Consider the following 15,709-nt stretch of genomic DNA (forward strand, 5'->3'; position numbering starts at 1 on the left):
TCGGCGGCTCCTCGAACAGCCAATTGAAATGGGTGTCGTCCAGCAGCGGGGAGTCCGCACCGAAGTGGTCGCGCTGGAAGGACTCCAGCGCGACACGATCCTCGGACATGAACCGTTCCACACCCCGCTGAAGCCAGGGCATTGCGGTCATGCGTCGCTCCCATCCACCTCGACCGGCTGCACCAGCGCGGCGTTGCGCAGGATGCGGCCCGACGTGCGGCGCTTCAGGACGATGTCCTTGTAGACGCGGCGGACCTGATCGACCGACAGGTTGAGGGCGCGGGCCGCCTCGTCCTCCGGCACGCCGCGGCCGTAGGCGCAGAGCGCGAGGTCCAGCTTGTCGTAGGGGATGGCGTAGTAGAACTCCTCCTGCGACTGCGGCAGGGTGTAGGTGTCGGTGCTCGGCGACTGGCTCTGGATGTCGTCGGGCAGGCCGAGCCAGGCGGCCATCTGGTAGACCTGGGTCTTGAACAGATGGGCGATCGGCTTCAGGTCGGCCAGACCGTCGCCGCCGCGCACGAAGAAGCCCAGCTCATACTCCAGCCGGTTCGGCGTGCCGAGGACCGCGTAGTTCAGCCGGTCGGCGTGGGTGTATTCCATCGTCTTGCGGACGCGCTGCTTCAGGTTGGTGGCGGCGACCACCGACAGATAGACGTCCACCGGCATGCGGCTGGTCTGGCGGTCGCCCTCCGGCGATTCCACCGTCATGGTGAAGTAGTTGACGCGGTCGGCGTCGAGCAGGCCGGCGGCGAGGCCGATCTTCTGCTTCCAGCCCGGACCGTATTCCGGGAAAAGGCGGCGGATGGCGCTGTCGCGGCGGTCGTAGCAGCCGAGCGCGGTCAGCGGAGCGGTAAGGTTCTCCATGATCGGCTCGATGCCCAGGCTCTCGCAGAGCAACCGGCCCCGGCGGGTGCTGTCGGGCGAGGATTCCTTCTCCGGCATCAGGATGGCCAGGACGCGCTCCGGCCCCAGCGCGCGCACGGCCAACGCCGCGCAGACCGAGCTGTCGATGCCGCCGGACACGCCGAGCACGATGCCCTGGCGCTTCAGGTCATGGGCGACGGTGCGCTGGATGAACTGTTCGATCTCCCGGGCAGCCGCCGCGCAGTCGAGCGAGAGGGCGTTGGCGTCGAAGGGATGCAGGGCGTTCAGCATGGTGTCGGTTTTCCCGGTTGGCGTTGTTGCATCGACTGTGAGAAGGGGACTGTGAGAAGGGGACTGTGAGAAGGACTGTGCCTTGGGGACCACGCCGGTCCGCCGGATCAGGCGGCGGCGCTGTCCAAATGCTCTTCGAGAATGTGGATGGGCGCGGCGTCCAAGCGGGTGCGGAGCGTCGAGGCCCGGCCCGGCAGCTCGTCCAGCACGTTCCTGGCGAGCATCTGGAGGGTGAGCACGCCGACCAGGGCCATCTCCTCGCGCTCGCCGGCCATACGGCCGTCGGTGCGGTGGGCCTTGGCGGCGAGGGCGGCGACGCCGACGGCATCGACCAGCCCGTAGCGGTTCAGCGACTCCTCGGACAGCAGGTCCTGGACATAGGCCGGTGCCTGGGCGCCGAAGAGGGCGGTGGTCATCGGGGCGCGGTAGGGGCGCTTCGGGCGGTGGAAGATCTCCGCCGGCAGCAGGCGCGAGGCGACGCGGCGCAACGCCAGCTTGTCGCGCAGCCCCAGCATCTTGACCCGGTCGGGGAGGGCGGCGCAGAGGTCGTCCACCTCCGGATCGAGGAAGGGGTAGCGGACCTCGATGCTGTTGGCCATCGCCACCCGGTCGCCCTGGCTGGTCAGCAGGTAGGGCGACATGAAGGCGGCGATCTCCGTCCACTGGGTGCGGGCGAGCGGGCTCCAGCGCGACCAGCCCGCGGGCAGATGGGCGGCGACGACCTCGTCGAATGCCTGCGTGTTGGCGGCGGAGCGCACGTCCGGGGCCAGCAGGCGCTGGGTCCAGGCGGTGTTCTGCCAGCGGATGCGGTGGGCGTAGAAGGGATCGTCCGTCTCCGTCATGCCGCGCTTCCAGAAAGCCTGCCAGAGCGGGCTGTCCTTCTGGCCGCTGGTGGCGGCGTAGGGATGGATGCGGCTGAGCAGCTTCGGGCGCGCCGTGGAGTGCGGCTGCCGCGCCCAGAAGCGGCGGACCTTGTCCTCCTTGAAGATGTCGTAGCCGGCCAGCCACTCGTCGGCGCCCTCGCCGGACAGCACGACGCGGATGCCGCTGTCGCGGACGAGGCGGGAGAGCAGGAAGAGCGGCGCCGGGGCGGTGCGGACCAGCGGCGATTCGCCGTGCCAGATCACATCGGGCAGGGCCGCCTGGATGTCCTCCGCCGTGCAGAGGATGTCGTGATGCTCCGTCCCGACATGGCCGGCGACCAGCCGCTGCTGCGGCGTCTCGTCGAAGGCGTTGTCGGCGAAGCGCACGCCGAAGCTGTGCATCTGCGTGGTGTCGAGCTTGCGGGCCAGCGCCGCGATCACCGAGCTGTCCAGCCCGCCGCTGATGTAGACGCCCACCGGCACGTCGGCGCGCAGCCGCAGGCGGATGGCGTCGAGCAGCTTCTCCTCCAGCCGGTCCGCCGCCTCGTCCAGCGTGATGCGGGACAGGGCGGGATCACCGGCCATGTCCGGCTCCCAATAGCGGGCCTCGTGCAGGCGCAGGTCGGCGTCGATGCGGATGGCGGTGGCCGGCGGCACGCTCTGCACTCCGGCGAAGACGCTGCCCTGGGGGGCGACGCTCCAGTGGGTGAAGACCTGGGCGAGGCGGGCGGCGTCGAAGCGCGGCTCGATGCGGCCGCCGCCGAACAGGGCCTTGGCTTCCGACGCGAAGGCGAGATGGTCGCCGCTGCGGGCGTAGAACAGCGGCAGGATGCCCAGCCGGTCGCGGACCAGCCACAGCTCGCGCTTCACCGCGTCCCACAGGCCGATGGCGAACTGGCCGTTCAGCTTGGCCCAGGCGGCGGGGCCGTACTCCTCGAAGGCGTGGACGATCACCTCGGTGTCGGTGCGGGTGTAGAAGCGGTGCCCGCGCGCCTCCAGGTCACGCCGCAGCTCGACGTGGTTGAAGATCTCGCCGTTGAAGGTGATCCAGAGAGTCCGCTCCTCGTTGTGGATCGGCTGGAAGCCGCCGGCCAAGCCGACGATGCTGAGGCGCGCATGGGCGAGCCCGATCCGCCCGTCGCGGTAGAAGCCGTAGCCGTCCGGGCCGCGGTGCCCGATCATGGCGATCATGCGCTTCAGTTCGTCGAGTCCGGCGGGCTCGGCACGCGGCCCGGCGAGAACTCCGGCGACACCACACATCGCACGCTCTCCTGTGTGTCTTGATCCGGCGGGAAAGGGATCGGCGGTAAGAAAGTCAGGCGGTTTCGGCGAGCATCGCGCGCTTGATCTTGCCGGACTCGGTCTTCGGCAACTCGTCGCGGATCTCGATGAATTTGGGCACCAGATGGCTTTCCAGGCGGCCCCGGCAGTGCTGGCGGATCGCCATCTCGGTCAGGGTGGCGCCGGGGCGGACGACCAGATAGGCCTTCACCGCCATGCCGTCGGCGGAGTCGGGCACGCCGAGAACGGCGGCCTCGACAACGGCTTCCAGCTCGTAGAGGGCGTTCTCGACCTCCTTGGGGCTGACCTTCTCACCGCGGCACTTGAACACGTCGTCCTTGCGGCTGACGAAGTAGAGGCAGCCGTCGGCGTCCATGGTGAAGAGGTCGCCGGTGTAGAGCAGGGTTTCACCCTGCGGCCCGCTGCGCAGGCGCTTGGCGGTTTCCTCCGGACGGTTCCAGTAGCCGCGCATCACGTTGGCGCCGCGGACCACCAGCTCGCCGACCTCGCCGGGGGCGGCGCGGTTGCCCAACTCGTCCACCACATAGGCTTCGCAGTTGGGAATGGCCCGGCCCACCGAGGCGGTCTTGGTGCCGAGGTCGCGCGGGTCGAGGTAGCAGATGCGGGTGCAGCATTCCGTCATGCCGTACATCGAATAGAAGGCGGCATCCGGGAAGCGCTCGCGCAGGCGGTCGATGTGGGCGGTCGGCAGGGGAGCCGCCGCGTTGGTCAGGTAGCGCAGGGAGGACAGGTCGGCGGTCTTCAGCGCCTCCATCCCGAGAAGGGTGGAGAAGAAGGTCGGCACGCCGGGCAGGCCGGTGATGCGGTGCTTCACCATGCGCGCCAGCGTTTCCGCCGGAAAGGCGAAGGAGCGTTCCAGAACCACCGTGAAGCCGACGCGCGCCCCGGTCAGGATCTGCGACAGGCCGTACCCGAAGGTCAGCGGCAGGACGCACATCACGACGTCGTTGGGCGTGTTCTCCAGATAGGTGGAGATCGACCAGGTGGTGTTCACCAGCGCGGCGTGGCTGAGCATAACGCCCTTGGGCCGCCCGGTGGTTCCCGAGGTGTAGAGGATGGCGGCCAGATCCTGATCGATCAGGCCGCGGTTCTGCGGCTTGGTGCCTCCGGACTGGGGGTCCGGGTGGGTGGCCACGATATCCGTGAAGGAGAGCCCGCCGGCCCCGGCCGGCACAGCGGGCCCAACCCACAGCGTGGTGGCGAGGTGAGGCGCCTCGCCAGCCGCCGGCACAACCTGCCGGGCGAGCGCGGAGGGCGCAATGAGTGCCCGCACGCCGGCGTCGGTCAGGATGTAGGCCAGCTTGTCCGCCTTGGTGGACGGGTTGACGGGGACGTAGACGGCCCCGGCCTTCAGCGCGCCGAACAGGCCCGCGACATACTCGATCGAGTTCTCCAGCATGACCGCCACACGGTCGCCGCGCACCACCCCGGCGGACTGGAGCGCGCAGGCGACGGCGTCGCTCTGGCGATCCAGCTCGGCAAAGGTGACGGCGTTCTCCCCCGCGATCAGCGCGGTGTGGTGAGGCCGCCTTGCGGCGGTTTCGCTGAGGAACTGATGAAGCAGGTGCGCCATGACGCTGTTCCCTTGCCTGGCTTCGGTGACTGTCCCGATGACCCGTTCCGTCCTGGCGGATGGATCAGGCCGCGTCCTTCAGGGTCCGCTTGCGCTCGACGTAGGCGGCGATGCGGCTGACCGATTCGAGGTTGTCGGCCACCATGTCGTCGTCCTCGACGATGATGCCGAAGTGCTCCTCGAGGAAGGCCACGACGTGCATGATGCCGGTGGAGTCGATGATGCCGGTCTCCAGCAGGGATTCGGCGTTGTCGAAGCCGGAGTCGCTGCCGAGCAGGAAGTTCTCCACGATGAAGGCGCGGATTTCCTGGGTGGCGGGTGCGCTCAGGGTCGTCGTCTCGGTGGTGATGGCGGTCCGCATGTCGCTGGCAACTCCTGTGGGTTTGATCGTCGATCCTTGGCCGGCAGTTCGGGACGGTGGTCGGCCTCGTTGGGAGTTACTCCAAAGGGGCCGGTCCGTTCCTTTCGGTGTTACCGCCTCGTTGCGTGGGATTGGGAAAGGCATTTCCCGTTCTTTGCAGAGAGGCTTCGGCAACGCCGCCGAGTACGTCATTCTTTATTGCATTCGAATGCGGTGTTTTCGAGAGTGCAAAGGACGATCGGACGGTGAAGACAGTGGCTAACCACTCAGGGTCATTGCAATTGAGCAGGGAATACCTTCTCGTACTCTTGGGGAGCCCTCTCTGACTTGCGGCGTAGGAGGGCCTATCGCTCTCGTCATGGTTGCTGAGAGGGCGTGCGTGCTTTCCCTCGCCCCTCCGGGGAGAGGGTGGCCCGAAGGGCCGGGTGAGGGGGGTGCCCGTGGCGCCAAGTCCGGCAAAAGCGCAACCCCCTCACCCTAACCCTCTCCCCAGAGGGGAGAGGGGACATGGGAAGCGCTTGTCATAAGGCGAGGATCACGCCGCCGGCAGAGGATCGCCGTGCGTCGGGGTCGGGGCCGGCGTGACACCGTCGCCTTTGCGCTTGCGCAGCCAGGCCGGAATGCCGGTCACCTGCACCGACAGCCAGTCCACCGAGGCGTCGTCGGAAATCGGCACGGCGTGCAGCCGCAGCGGGTCGGCCTTCGGGCCGTTCCAGCCCGGATCGATGGTGCGCGCGGTGCGGTAGCCGGCCTGCCGGATGATCGCCACCTCGCGGTCGCTGAAATCGCCGTTGGGAAAGGCGAAATGACGGCAGGGCAGGCCGGTCGCCTCCTCCAGCTCAGTCTTGCACAGCGCGATCTCCTCGGCGCAGCGCTGGTCGTCGCATTGCAGGAGAATCGGGTGGGTGCGGGTGTGGGCGCCGTAATCGGTGACGGCGGCCAGATGCCGGACCTCGTCCCAGGTCAGCGACTGGCGGTCGGCGCCGTCCCGGTCGGGATCGTCGCCGGCTTCGGCAAGCCGGCGGCGGCGCTCCGGGTCGGGGAGGCGTTTCAGAGTCTCGGCGCCGATTCGCGCGGCGGCGGCGGTCTTCCACCAATAGGGGCGGGCGGTGCCGACCACACGGCTGCACAGGTAGATGGTCGGACGCACCCCGAATTCCTTGAACAGGGGTTCCAGGCGGGCGTTGTTGCGGTGGCCGTCGTCGAAGGTGACGACAAGCGGATAGGGCGGCAGGTCACCCCACCGCCCGCTTTCCAGCGCATCGGCCACCGCGTCCAGCGTGGTGAAACTGTAGCGTTCGGCGTACCAGGCGAGGTGCGCGCGCATCACCTCCGGGTCCGGGTCGTGATACACGACGATGGTCACGTTCCGGCGCGCGAACAAGTTTCGGAACAGGGCACCGACTCCCGTCCAGCGCACGATTCCGGCCGCGATGGCTTGCTTCATGGGGATTGGACCTCTGCTGTGGTTCCGGTCCTTTGTTCACGGCTGGCGAGGCGGTTGCGGACCGGTTGAAAGGCAGGACGGGCCCGGTTCGGAACCGGGCCCGGATCGGCGGGATCGTCAGCCGGACCGCGCCCGGCGCGGCCCGATGGAGGCTGTGGGCGCCGGCTCGGACATCCAGCCGCGGGCGTTGCGTCGGTAGATCTCCACGATGCGCTCCCGGTAGACGGCGATGTCGAACTGGCGTTCGAAGCGGCGGCGGGCGCCCTGGCCCAGCCGGCGGCGCAGCTCCGCGTCGTCGATCACGCGGGCCAGCGCCTCGGCCAGGGCCGTCCGGTCGCCCGGAGGCACCAGCAGGCCGGTCTCCTCGTCGGCGATGGCGTCGCCCACGCTGCCGACCGGGGTGGCGACGATGGTCAGGCCGTTGGCCATGGCCTCCAGCACCGACATCGGCAGACCCTCGAACATGGAGGGCTGGACCAGCACATGGGCCTGCACCAGCTCCTTGCGGCAGCCGGTCTGGTCGAGCCAGCCGGTGAAGCGCACGCGCTCCTCAAGCCCCAGCGCCTTGGCCTGGGCGCGGTAGGTCTCCAGGTCGCCGTCGCCGGCGATGGTCAACTGCCAGGAGCGGCTGCGGCACGCCTCGGACGCCAGGGCGTCCAGCAGCACGTCGATGCCCTTCAGCTTGATCAGGCGGCCGAGGAACAGCAGGCGCACCGGCCCGTCCTCCGCGCGCTCCGGGATCGTCTCCGGACCCGGAACCGCGTTGTGCAGCAGGGTCGTGCGGCGCACGGCCGGGAAGGTGGTGACCACCCAGTTGCGCCAGTATTCACCCAGCACCACCACCTCGCTGGTCATCTCCATCATGTGGCGGATGGCCCAGCGGGACAGCGGCTTGGCGTCCTCGTAATGCTTGGGGAAACGGCCCCCGTGCAGATGCAGGACGACCGGCACCCGGAACAGAGAGGCCATGGCGACGATCAGCCCCTTGCGGAGCACGCTGCCATATTCGGCCATGTGGATGTGCACGAGCTGGGCCTTGCCGGTCGCGAAGCAGCCGAACAGGCGCAGCATCGCTGCGGCGAAGTAGAAGGGCATCAGATGAAATTTCGCGTCCGGCCCGTAGCTGTCGATCACCTCGAACTTCACGTCGGGACGGTTCTCCCGTAAGTCCGTCGTGAAGTTGTCGACGATTCGCCCCATGCCGCCCTTTTCGAGCGTGCCGCCGGGTGAAACGATGTAGATCATATCCGCTCCTGACTGTCGCGCTCCCCTCGCGAGGCTTCAGGGAGGAAGGAATTAGGGACCCCGCGGAAAAATGGGTTCTTACTGTCGGCCCGCGCGGGTCAGCGATGGCTTGGCCGCCGCGGCGTCGGGCAGCGCTCCCAATGAGGGGCGCCGAACGGCGTCGGGACGGTTCAGCTCCGCATAGATGTCCTGAAGGCTGCGGCCATAGGACTCGATGACGAATTTCTCCAGGAACAGCCGGCGCCCCTCCGCCGACAGGTGCGCGTAGAGCGCCGGCCGGGCGGCAAGGTCGCGGACCGCATGGGCCAACGCCTCCGGGTCGTTGACCGGGACGATGCGCGCCGTCTCCCCGTCGGTCAGCACCTCCGGGATCGAGCCGACCGGGGTGGTGATGACGGGCATGCCGGTGGACAGCGCCTCCAGGATCACCATGGGCAACCCCTCGTGGGTCGAGGGAAGCAGCAGCATGTCGTGATCGCGCAGATGGGCGTGCGCCTGCTCGCGGGAGATCCAGCCCTCGAACCGGCATTCGCCGTCCACGCCCAGCTCCGCCGCCATGCGGCGGTAGCCCTCGACGTCGCCGCCACCGCCGATGGTCACGCGGAAGCGGAAGCCCCGGTCCTTCATCAGCCGGCAGGAACGCAGCAGCGTGCCGATGCCCTTGCGCTCCGACAGGTTGGCGAGCACCAGCAGCGACACGATCGCCCCCTCCGGCGGCGCCGCGCGGACGGGCAGGTCGGCGCCGATGTCCGGCACGGCGTTGTAGAGCACGCGGACCTTGTGCGGGTCCGTCCCGACCGACTGCACCAGGAAGTTCCGCCAGCTCTCGCCCAGCACCAGAGCGATGCCGCAGCGGTCGAACAGCCAGCGGCTGATCGCGCGGGACACCGGCCCCTTTTCAAAATACTCCATGAAGGACGCGCCGTGCAGATGCACCACCGTGGGGCAGGAGAACAGTCCGGCGAAGAGCTGGACCACCGCCTTGCGCCAGACGCTGGCGTTCTCCGACACGTTGATGTGCACGACCGTCTGGCGGCGGCGCAGCATCAGGGCGCCCAGCCGCGCCAGCGTGCCGGCCAGATAGACCGGCGACAGCAGGGCGCTGCCGGTGCCGCGGGTGTCGAGCACCACGGTCTCCGGGGCGGTGGAGCTGTTCTGGAAGGCGTCGACGATGTAACCCGTCATCCGCCCGATCCCCCCGCCGCCGTCGAGCGCGCCGGGGGTGGCGAAGACAATGCAGGCGCGGGCCGCCTTTTTGCGCCGGAAACCCCTATCGATCAAACCCATTCTGCCCTCACGCCGCGCCGGGAGCCGAGAAGATGGCCTGACGCAGCCGACGCCGCAGCCCGACCGGCATCAGCGAATGCATCAGGAAGGTGGTCAGCGCCATCGGAGTCGGCGCGCCGTCCCGCAGCGCCGATTTCAGGATGCGCTTGCGCACCGCCGGGGTCCGCGCCGCCTGTTCGCCGCCGGTGGCCTGGAGCAGCAGGCTGGCGTAGGCGCGGGGCGACAGCTTGGGCCGCACCGACTCCGCCCAGTTCAGGGCCATGTCGATGTTGTGGCAGGTCGACAGGGTGATGCGGTCGGATTCCGTGTAGTGGATCGCCAGCACTTCCGGCACCGTCACCAGGGCGCAGCTTTCGATCTGCCCGCAGGAGATCAGCCACTCCCAGTCGTCGAAGGCCGACTTCGGGATCGGCTGGCGCTGGAGCAGCGCCTTCGGGGCGAGCAGGGTGGTGGTGGGGGCGAAGGTCTCGCCCTTGAACAGCCCGTGGCGGACGAACAGGTAGTCGCCGATCCGGTCCCGCGGGGTGCACAGGCGCCGCGGCCATTCGAAGTCGCCGCGGGCCGTCACCACCTTGCAGCGGCAGCTCATGATCGGGTAGCGCACGCCGGGCGGGCGGGCGGCCATCTGCAGGGCGATCTTGCCCGGCATCCACTCGTCGTCGTCGTCGAGGAAGGCGATCCAGGCGCCTTTCGCGCGCTCCACGCCCAGATTGCGGGCGCCGGCGGCGCCGCGGTTCTGTTCCAGCGCGATCACGGTCAGCCGCGCATCGCCGAACGCCCTCAGGCGCTCCTCGGTGGCGGGGTCGGGCCCGTCGATGACGACGACGACCTCGAGCGGGGCGTAGGTCTGTGCCAGCGCGCTTTCCACGGCCCGCGCGACCATGTCCGGCCGGTTGCGGGTGGGAATGACGACGGTGACCATCTCTTGTGAGGGCGTCATGACATTACCTTCTGTCGCGACGGAGAATGCGGGGGGCGGAACATGAGGGGGCCTCCTTCCGTCAGCCGGGCCGGGCCGGACCGCTCCAGCCGGCGGCCGGAGGCCCGCCGTAGGAGGTTCCGTAAGGGGAGGAACTGGCGAAGCCGGCGTTGTACGCCTGCTGCTGGTCCTGCATCCGGGCCTGCATCTTCGCCCAGCGGCGGCGCTGCACGAGACGGGTCGCCGCGATCACCAGCACGATCCAGTTCAGGGAATGGCGCTCCAGGAACACGCTCTCCGACACCGAGATCAGCAGCAGGGCGCAGCCGACGGTGAAGATCCAGGCGGGCTCGGCGCGGTTCTCGCTGTAGCGGATGGCGCCGAAGCCCTGGATCAGCAGGCGGCCCATCAGCATCGCCGTCAGGATCACGCCGGGCAGGCCGAGGTCGAGCCACGCCTCCATCCACCCGTTGTGGGCGGAGTTGATGCCCCAGCCCTGGGTGAAGGTGCTGCCCGGACCGTAGGCTCCGTACCAGTAGGCGCCGTAGCCCCAGCCGAGCAGGAAGCGGTCCTGGATGGACATCAGCGTGTGTTCCCACAGCACCGTGCGCCCGGTCAGCGTCGGATCGCGGCCCAGCATGTAGAGGATGTCGTGCCAGAAGGTCGTGCCGCTGGTGATGCCGACCACCGCGACCAGCAGGACGAAGGCCATGGCCGGCGCGAAGCTGCGGATGCCGCCGCGCACGAAGCCGCTGACCAGCAGCAGGCCGGCGACCAGGATCGAGGTCACCAGGCCGGTGCCCGACCGGCTCATCACGATGAGCAGCAGGGCCATCAGCAGCAGCGGGCGGACCACCCAGCGCTTGCCCTCGCGCGTCCAGTCGAGCCAGAGCAGGCAGAGCACCAGCCAGACCATCATGCGGCCCGTGACGTTCTTCTGCCAGAAGATGCCCTTCCAGGCGCCGACATGCTGCTCGTGGTCGAGCCCGACCGCCGGCATGGCGAAGACCGAGGCGTAGGACAGCACCATCAGGATCGACAGGCCCGTCGCCAGCATCCGGACGATCTCCGGAAAGGTGTAGCGCAGGGCGAGATAGACGGCGAAGGCGGTGGTGAACAGGAAGGCCACCGCGCGGCGCAGCGTCACGTCCGGGTAGATCGACCACAGGGCCGACAGGAAGGCCAGCGCCACGATCAGCGACACCGCCGGGCTTCCCGTCGGGATGCGGAAGGCCAGGCTGGGCCGCAGCGCGATCAGGCCCAGGATCATGACGTAGACGGCCATGAAGTAGATCACCGCGCCCGGCGCGTCCGGATCGGTCGCACCGCCGCCGGTCAGCAGCGCCGGGAGCACCGACCCGCCGAACGAGACGATGCAGAAGACGGTGATGCTCTTTTCCAGAACTTCGAGGACTTTCATGGGGCCGCTGTTCCGGTGAAAAGGGCTGCTATGGCAGTGAACGCCCATGACGGGCGCACCGCATCGTTTTCTGAAGATGCCAACCCGATGCCCGGACCTGTAGCCGGGCGGAGGCATTAGGCCGAAGGAGGCCATCCCCGTCGGGGCTACCTCCGGTTGGGCCATCCACCCCGATCTTGCGGGTCCCGCAGGGCCTATGACGGCCGCTTCCGGCGGCGTCGGAGCGGACCCCGGAAAAGGGAAAGCCCCTCTCCCGGGTGGGAAGAGGGGCCTGGATGGAGCGCTGCGGGGTCATGACCCTTCGCCCTTGAGGACGATCACCGCCGTCTTGCACAGGATGTAGAAGTCGAACAGCAGGCCGCAGTTGCGGACGTAGAAGACGTCCATGGCGACGCGTTCCTGGAAGGTGGTGCGGTGGCGACCCGACACCTGCCAGTAGCCGGTCAGGCCCGGACGGACGGAGCCGATGACGTCCGCCGAGGCGCCGACCTCCGGCAGTTCCTTCGGCATGTAGGCGCGCGGGCCGATCAGGCTCATGTCGCCCATCAGGATGTTCACCAGCTGCGGCAGCTCGTCGAGCGAGGTCTTGCGCAGGAAGCGGCCGACCGGGGTGATGCGCGGGTCGTAGGTCAGCTTGTGGTAGGTCATGTACTCTTCGCGCATCTTCGGATCGTTCTCCAGCAGGCGCTGGAGATGCTCCTCCGCGTTGATGTGCATCGAACGGAACTTCAGCACGTCGAAGGTCTTGTCGCCACCGGCCCAGCGCTTCTGGCGGAACATGACCGGGCCGGGGCTGTCGAGACGGATCGCCGCGGCGATGCCCAGCATCAGCGGCGCCACCGCCACCAGCAGCATGGCCGACAGCAGGATGTCCAGCGCGCGGCGGATGCGCAGGTAGCTGGTCGGCGGACGGACCGAGACGCGCAGGGCCAGCGAACCGTGCAGATTGTGGTAGGTAGCGTCCACCGCGCTGACGTTGCCCTCGCCGAGCAGGCAGTAGACCTGCTTGAAGGGCAGCCGTTCGACCAGGGCCGTCAGCTCCTTCTTGTGGCGACCGATGTCGGCGACGATGGCGGCCTGGGCCTGCTGGGCGTAGGCCGGGGACTTGGCGAGCAGGTCGGTCGAGCCGACCACCGGCAGGTTGGCGACGCGGGTCTGCCACAGCGTGTCGTCGTCGTCGAAGAAGCAGACCGGACGCATCCCCAGCCAGGGCAGGCGCTGCAGCTTCTCCGCGATGGCCGCACCCTGCGGGCCGGCGCCGACGATCACCACCGGGGTGCGCCAGTTCAGCGCGCTGGCCATCAGGCCGTGCACCAACAGCAGGTCGGCGGCGTAGGTGATCGCGAAGCCGATCAGGGCGACCGACAGCGCCTCGACGAAGAAGGAGCGGAAGCCGTCCATCACGATGAAGGGCACGGCGAGAACGGCCACAGACAGCAGGGCGGCCTGGAAGGTGCGGCGGGTCCGCTCCAGATAGTCGAAGCGGCCGAGCGAATAAATTCCGAAAACCGATTTCACCAGCGGCACCAGCATCAGGCCGGTGACCAGGGCGCGCTGCGACAGGTCCGCTTCCGCGGTCAGGGTGTCGCTTCCGAACAGCTGGATGAGCGTCCAGCCGAGCAGGGCGAGCATGAAGCCGTCGGACAGCGCCAACAGCAGCCCGGGTCCCACCGTCGGCATGGCCGTCTTCTTCACCGGGGCCAGATTGATGACCGCTTCTGGGTCGAGTTTGCTCATCGCAGGTCCCATTTATGTGTGAAACGGAATGTCATCCGTCTCGCGCCTGACCTAACGCGCCGCAGCGAAAGACGGTTTCTCATCAGCTTTTTCTTTGAGTCCTTCTGTGTTCAGAAAGACACACAAATATCAGCGCGTGCTCCGCCTCTGTGCAGACAGATCAGAAGGTTGCGCTGTTCTCCACGAATTAGGATAAAGGCGGCCGTCAATCAACAAATCACAAGAGGCTTCCTCCGCCACCGGCGATACCCCTTACATCCAGAGTGGATTCCCCTGGGTGAGTTTGAAGAGATTAAGGAAAGTGGGTGACTTCGTCCGGATCATCCGGATCGGTGGCGGCGCTGCCTCCGCCGCTCTCCGACTACTCCTTTCCTTCCCGCAATTTGGAGGTATTCGGGGGATGTTCCGCGTCCCCTATGGTGGGGTGCGGCACCGGGCGGCAGCGGCATGTCCCGAGTTGGTCTGCCTGTCCCGCCGAGGCGGCAGCGTGGGCGTATCCCATAAGAAGCCGCTCGGCGATTCCGGATGAGACTGTGTCTCCAACGCCCCGTTGATCACGGTGGAGTGCCCTCGCAGGCTGGGTCGGTTGTCTGCCGGGTGGTTCGGCCGATTGCCCCCACCCCGGCCCTCCCCCGCTTTCGCAGGGGAGGGTGCCTTCTGCGAAGCGGCGGCAGTCCCCTCCCCTGCGTCAGCGGGGGAGGGTTAGGGTGGGGGCAGGGACGCCGCCGATGCGCCTTCATGGGGATAAGCCTGAAGAACAGCGCGACGGCACCAACGCGAAATTGAAACGTCCCGGTCCGGTTCCAATCATCGGAATTGCGTTCGCGGGTGCGGCAGAGCCGCCCCACCGGAGTTCTAGGCGGAGTTCCTGATGGCGTCCGAAGCAGCGACGATCTTGAAACACGGTTGGCTGTTCATGCTGGCCAACGTGGTGAACCGGGCTGCCGGGCTTCTGCTCCTGCCGCTCTACACACGGCTTCTCAGCCCTTCCGAATTCGGCGTCTACGCGCTGGTGGTGGTGGTCGCCGACCTGCTGGCGGTCATGCTGATGATCGGCATGAACAACGCCTTCACCGCCGTCTACTTCGAACACGCCGAGGAGGGTGACCGGCAGCGCGTCGCCAGCACCTGCCTGCTGGCGGTGGTCGGCACGTCGGTGGCGATGGTCGGGCTGGCCTGGCCGCTGGGCATGGCGGGAAGCTGGGCGATGTTCGGCGACACCGGCCATGCGGCGGTGATGGCGATCGCGCTGGCCGGCGTCGCCCTGACCACCCTGTTCGAGCTGGCGCTGGCCTATTACCGGGCGCGCAAGCGGTCGGGCCTGTGCTTGCTGGTGTCGCTGGCCAAGGTGATCGCCCTGCTGGCCTTCAACCTGCTGTTCCTGTGGGCGCTCGGCTTCGGGGTGGAGGGCATCTTCCTGGCGAACGGCGCGTCCTTCCTGGCGCTCGGCCTCCTGCTGGTGGTGGCGATCCTGAAGGACACGGGCTTCTCCTTCTCCCTGCCGATCCTGAAGCGGGTGGCGGCGCTGGGGCTGCCTTACGCGCCGCAGTCTCTGCTGGACATCGCCAACAACTTCGTCTCGCGCTGGCTGCTGAACATCCTGCTGTCCACGGCGGCGGTGGGCCTGTTCGCCTTCGGGATGCGGCTGTCGCAAATCCTCTTCATGTTCCTGACCGCTTCCTTCCTGCAGATATGGTCGGTCAGCCGGCTGGAGTCCCAGCATGGCGCCGCGGACCACGGTCAGGCGGATTTCGTCTTCCACCTCTTCGTCGTCCTATTGACCGGAGCCGGGCTGGGGCTGGCGCTGACCGCGCCGGAAATCCTCTGGCTGATCGCGTCGGCCGACTACACGCCGGTCCTGACCAGCATGCCCTTCCTGGTGCTGGCTTATGTGCTGCACGGGGTGCGGATGAACCCGGAGGTGGCGATCCTGAAGGCCAAGCGCGTCGGCGTGCTGCCCTGGATCTCCGCGGCCAGCCTCGCGGTGGGCTCGGCGCTGGCGCTGGCGCTGGTCTGGCAGTGGGGCCTGCTCGGCGCCGCGTTGGCCAACCTCGGGCGCGAGGTCTTCCAGATCGTGCTCACCGAGACGGTGCGCCGGCGCATCTGCCGCGACGAGGTGCCGCTGAACGCCGTGCGGATCGGCTGGATCCTGGTGCCGGCGGCCTTCGCCTACGCGGCGGGCTGGTACCTGTTCGGCACTGAGGTCGACCCGGCCTTCACCGCCGAGAAGGTGTTGCTGGTGCTGGTCTTCCTGGCGGCGGCGGTGTTCGGTCCGGGCATGGGATCGACGGGCCGGGCGATGCTGGGCAAGATGCTGCTGGGCCGCGTCCGCCGCCTGCAATCGGCGTCCTGAAGGCGCATGCCCTGAAAGCGGAAAGGGCCGGCGGATCGCTCCGCCGG

At 68.2% G+C, this 15,709-nt stretch carries 11 protein-coding genes and 1 pseudogene (1 of these 12 running past the window's edge); 1 reads left to right on the forward strand and 11 read right to left on the reverse strand.

The genetic code is table 11. The features are described 5' to 3' along the window. The 11 genes and pseudogenes from ACWPN7_RS02015 to ACWPN7_RS02065 form a co-directional block, all read right to left on the reverse strand. A protein-coding gene (locus tag ACWPN7_RS02015) for a GNAT family N-acetyltransferase (protein ID WP_247875058.1) crosses the window boundary here: on the reverse strand, positions 1-109 show its 5' portion. The gene continues 956 nt to the left of window position 1, outside the view; the window shows 109 of its 1,065 coding nt (coding positions 1-109); it begins with the start codon at positions 107-109; its stop codon lies beyond the left edge, outside the window. A 38-nt stretch (positions 110-147) separates the two neighbouring features. Continuing rightward, the gene (gene nadE, locus ACWPN7_RS02020) at positions 148-1,155 is read right to left on the reverse strand and encodes an NAD(+) synthase (RefSeq protein WP_149650262.1); all 1,008 of its coding nucleotides are present in this window, start codon (positions 1,153-1,155) and stop codon (positions 148-150) included. A gap of 107 nt (positions 1,156-1,262) precedes the next feature. Then, on the reverse strand, positions 1,263-3,278 hold the full coding sequence (asnB, locus tag ACWPN7_RS02025; protein ID WP_459197799.1) for an asparagine synthase (glutamine-hydrolyzing): 2,016 nt from the start codon (positions 3,276-3,278) through the stop codon (positions 1,263-1,265). A 55-nt stretch (positions 3,279-3,333) separates the two neighbouring features. After that, positions 3,334-4,893, reverse strand: coding sequence for a class I adenylate-forming enzyme family protein (locus ACWPN7_RS02030; protein WP_200775730.1), 1,560 nt, complete (start codon positions 4,891-4,893; stop codon positions 3,334-3,336). A 64-nt stretch (positions 4,894-4,957) separates the two neighbouring features. Beyond that, entirely contained in the window at positions 4,958-5,254 is a 297-nt protein-coding gene (locus ACWPN7_RS02035; RefSeq protein WP_051658288.1) for an acyl carrier protein, read from the reverse strand. Positions 5,255-5,789: 535 nt separating this feature from the next. Next, the gene (locus ACWPN7_RS02040) at positions 5,790-6,701 is read right to left on the reverse strand and encodes a polysaccharide deacetylase family protein (RefSeq protein WP_459197800.1); all 912 of its coding nucleotides are present in this window, start codon (positions 6,699-6,701) and stop codon (positions 5,790-5,792) included. Between the two features lie 117 nt (positions 6,702-6,818). After that, a pseudogene (locus ACWPN7_RS02045) lies at positions 6,819-7,967 on the reverse strand (glycosyltransferase family 4 protein); the annotation flags it as partial. A gap of 57 nt (positions 7,968-8,024) precedes the next feature. Then, entirely contained in the window at positions 8,025-9,233 is a 1,209-nt protein-coding gene (locus ACWPN7_RS02050) for a glycosyltransferase family 4 protein (protein WP_040134563.1), read from the reverse strand. Between the two features lie 7 nt (positions 9,234-9,240). Continuing rightward, positions 9,241-10,173, reverse strand: coding sequence for a glycosyltransferase family 2 protein (locus tag ACWPN7_RS02055; RefSeq protein ID WP_137104711.1), 933 nt, complete (start codon positions 10,171-10,173; stop codon positions 9,241-9,243). Between the two features lie 61 nt (positions 10,174-10,234). Further along, positions 10,235-11,572: an O-antigen ligase family protein gene (locus tag ACWPN7_RS02060; protein ID WP_040134561.1), complete on the reverse strand. Its 1,338-nt coding sequence runs from the start codon at positions 11,570-11,572 to the stop codon at positions 10,235-10,237. A gap of 291 nt (positions 11,573-11,863) precedes the next feature. Beyond that, positions 11,864-13,309 (reverse strand): exopolysaccharide biosynthesis polyprenyl glycosylphosphotransferase, encoded by a 1,446-nt coding sequence (locus ACWPN7_RS02065; RefSeq protein WP_137104713.1) that lies wholly within the window; start codon positions 13,307-13,309, stop codon positions 11,864-11,866. Between the two features lie 871 nt (positions 13,310-14,180). Between ACWPN7_RS02065 and ACWPN7_RS02070 the strand changes: the two genes are divergently transcribed. Further along, positions 14,181-15,662: a lipopolysaccharide biosynthesis protein gene (locus ACWPN7_RS02070; RefSeq protein ID WP_349621255.1), complete on the forward strand. Its 1,482-nt coding sequence runs from the start codon at positions 14,181-14,183 to the stop codon at positions 15,660-15,662. Positions 15,663-15,709 lie beyond the last annotated feature (47 nt).

This window comes from Azospirillum sp. UENF 312511 (assembly GCF_058780635.1).

Excerpts from the sequence above, each read along its gene's own strand:
- nadE (WP_149650262.1), bottom strand. The coding sequence starts at position 1,155 with ATGCTGAACGCCCTGCATCCCTTCGACGCCAACGCCCTCTCGCTCGAC.
- asnB (WP_459197799.1), bottom strand. The coding sequence starts at position 3,278 with ATGTGTGGTGTCGCCGGAGTTCTCGCCGGGCCGCGTGCCGAGCCCGCC.
- ACWPN7_RS02030 (WP_200775730.1), bottom strand. The coding sequence starts at position 4,893 with ATGGCGCACCTGCTTCATCAGTTCCTCAGCGAAACCGCCGCAAGGCGG.
- ACWPN7_RS02035 (WP_051658288.1), bottom strand. The coding sequence starts at position 5,254 with ATGCGGACCGCCATCACCACCGAGACGACGACCCTGAGCGCACCCGCC.
- ACWPN7_RS02040 (WP_459197800.1), bottom strand. The coding sequence starts at position 6,701 with ATGAAGCAAGCCATCGCGGCCGGAATCGTGCGCTGGACGGGAGTCGGT.
- ACWPN7_RS02050 (WP_040134563.1), bottom strand. The coding sequence starts at position 9,233 with ATGGGTTTGATCGATAGGGGTTTCCGGCGCAAAAAGGCGGCCCGCGCC.
- ACWPN7_RS02055 (WP_137104711.1), bottom strand. The coding sequence starts at position 10,173 with ATGACGCCCTCACAAGAGATGGTCACCGTCGTCATTCCCACCCGCAAC.
- ACWPN7_RS02060 (WP_040134561.1), bottom strand. The coding sequence starts at position 11,572 with ATGAAAGTCCTCGAAGTTCTGGAAAAGAGCATCACCGTCTTCTGCATC.
- ACWPN7_RS02065 (WP_137104713.1), bottom strand. The coding sequence starts at position 13,309 with ATGAGCAAACTCGACCCAGAAGCGGTCATCAATCTGGCCCCGGTGAAG.
- ACWPN7_RS02070 (WP_349621255.1), top strand. The coding sequence starts at position 14,181 with ATGGCGTCCGAAGCAGCGACGATCTTGAAACACGGTTGGCTGTTCATG.